2 protein-coding genes and 1 pseudogene are annotated in these 2,086 nt (G+C 55.0%); all 3 read right to left on the bottom strand.

Annotated elements, in window-relative coordinates; genetic code table 11:
• The coding region (locus AC1DUA_RS35085; protein WP_477504135.1) for an acetaldehyde dehydrogenase (acetylating) at window positions 1–1,480 on the bottom strand (1,480 nt) is incomplete at its 3' end.
• Window positions 1,477–1,968 carry a BMC domain-containing protein gene (locus AC1DUA_RS35080; protein ID WP_477504134.1) on the bottom strand — a complete coding sequence of 164 codons (492 nt, stop codon included), beginning with the start codon at window positions 1,966–1,968 and terminating at the stop codon, window positions 1,477–1,479. The genes AC1DUA_RS35080 and AC1DUA_RS35085, both read right to left, overlap by 4 nt.
• Before the next feature lie 19 nt (window positions 1,969–1,987).
• Window positions 1,988–2,086, bottom strand: a pseudogene (locus tag AC1DUA_RS35075) (ethanolamine utilization microcompartment protein EutL); the annotation flags it as partial.

Raw genomic sequence — 2,086 nt, 5'->3', positions numbered from 1 at the left:
TTCTGATGATCTGAGCAACTTCCTCACGCGTAATGCCGAGCTGATTCGTCTGGATTAGGCTGTCCGCCACTTGGCTGGCGACTTGGTTAGGGTCAGCATTCATCGCCACAGACTCCGTAGACACGGGCATTTCTTTGATACCAAAAGCAACCCGCTTGATGTTCAGCAAATGCTGCGGCCCAATATTATCCGATGTAATGTTATTACCAAAAGTTCCGCAGCCCAGTGTCATGGAGGGGAAAATCCCTGTCGTGGCACCAATTCCACCGAATGTGGTTCCCGTGTTAACGACAATGCGTGATGCTGGCTTTTCCAGCCCGAAAGCTTCGAAGACCGATGGGTCCTCAGCGTGAATGCCGAGCGTATGGCCTAGGCCGCCGAGTGTTAGCAGCTGAATGCACCTTTGGCAGCCTTCCTGCCAGTCGTTCACCGTATATAAGGCAAGTACTGGGCAAAGCTTCTCCATGGAAAAAGGGTAGTTGTGCCCGACCTCCGACTCCTCTGCGATTAAAATCTGTGCGTTATCCGGGATGGTAATGCCAGCCTTGCCCGCAATGGCCTGTGGTGATTGGCCAACTATTTGCGGATTCATCCCTTTAGTAGCCGTCATAAGGATGGAAGCGATCTTCTGCTTCTCGTGCTTGTTCAGAAAGTAAGCGCCACGTCGTTGTAATTCTTGTATGAAGTGCGGTTTGATGGCTTGATCCACAACAAGCGCTTGCTCTGAAGCGCAGATCGTGCCGTAGTCGAATGTTTTACTCTGCACAATGTGGCTCACCGTTTGCGAAATATTGGCGCTCCGGTGGATGTACACCGGCACATTGCCGGGCCCTACACCATAGGCGGGTTTGCCTGAGCTGTAAGCAGCCTTCACCATGGCGGTTCCGCCAGTGGCCAAGATGAGATCCGTCAGCTTGTGCCGCATTAGCTCCCCGCTAGCCTCCAAAGAAGGATGCGAGAGGCAATGAATGAGTCCCGGCGGGGCTCCCGCACTCTCTGCCGCAACCCGCATGACGGCGGCTGACTCTTGCGAGCAGCGAAGCGCGGACGGATGCGGGGAGATCACGATCGCGTTGCGTGCTTTCAGCGCGATCAGGCATTTGAACAGCACCGTAGAAGTCGGGTTCGTTGAGGGAATGATTGCCGCAATAGTTCCGACGGGCTGGGCAATTTCCCAGACCTGCCTAGTGTTGTCCTTGCGGATGATACCCACTGTTTGCATGTCCTTTATCGCTGCATAAATGTCCCTCGCGACGAACAAATTCTTCGCCTTTTTATCGGCGACTTTCCCGAAGCCGGTCTCTTCGACGGCCATAGCACCAAGCCGCTCAGCCTCCCGATCAGCCGCTTCAGCCATTGCTGAGACGATCGCGTCGATTTGGGGCTGCGTCATTTTTTCCAGGAGCTTCTGAGCAGCCTTCGCCTCTTGAAGGTGGTTGCGAACTTCCTGGATCGCTAGCAAATCGCTGTCCAGCTTCATGTCGGCTGCTCTCCTCCTTCAGCGGTTAGCTCCGTGAAAAGCCGCACAAGCTCCGCTTTGCTAACCAGCTGAATATCTCGTCCTGCCAGGGGGAACTTTGGCGTGCCCTGGGCGAGCTCTCTGAGCTGGGCGACCGTCATTTTGCTCCAGTTCGTTATTGTGGCAGGAGGCGATTCTGGTGCAGCGGCTTTAGGCTGCTCCTCATGCTGCGCACTCAGCAGCATCCTGTAGACCGAAGGATCAGGACGCGGGATCACTTGTATGCCAAGCAGCTTACCCACCCGCTTCGCTTCTTCTGCGCCAGCATCTACAGCCGCTTTGACTGCTGCCACATCGCCCCAGATATAAACCGTTACGATGCCGGCATCCACCTTCTCGTACATCGTGACCTTCACGTCCGCCGTTTTCGCCGCAGCGTCGGCGGCAGCAATTAATGCCGGCAAGCCGTAGGTTTCGATCATGCCCAAGGCTAGCTTTTGTTCAATCATTTCGGACACCTGCCTCTTACTAGCCTATTTTCTTCGGATCTCTAGCGATGCTTCGAACGGCCTCCGCAAATGCTTCTGCGGCTGCGGTACAAGCCGATTGACTGCCTGTCAGTAATCC

The sequence above is a fragment of the Paenibacillus sp. 01T422 genome (genome assembly GCF_056398785.1).
This window is presented reverse-complemented; position numbering and strand designations above follow the sequence as displayed.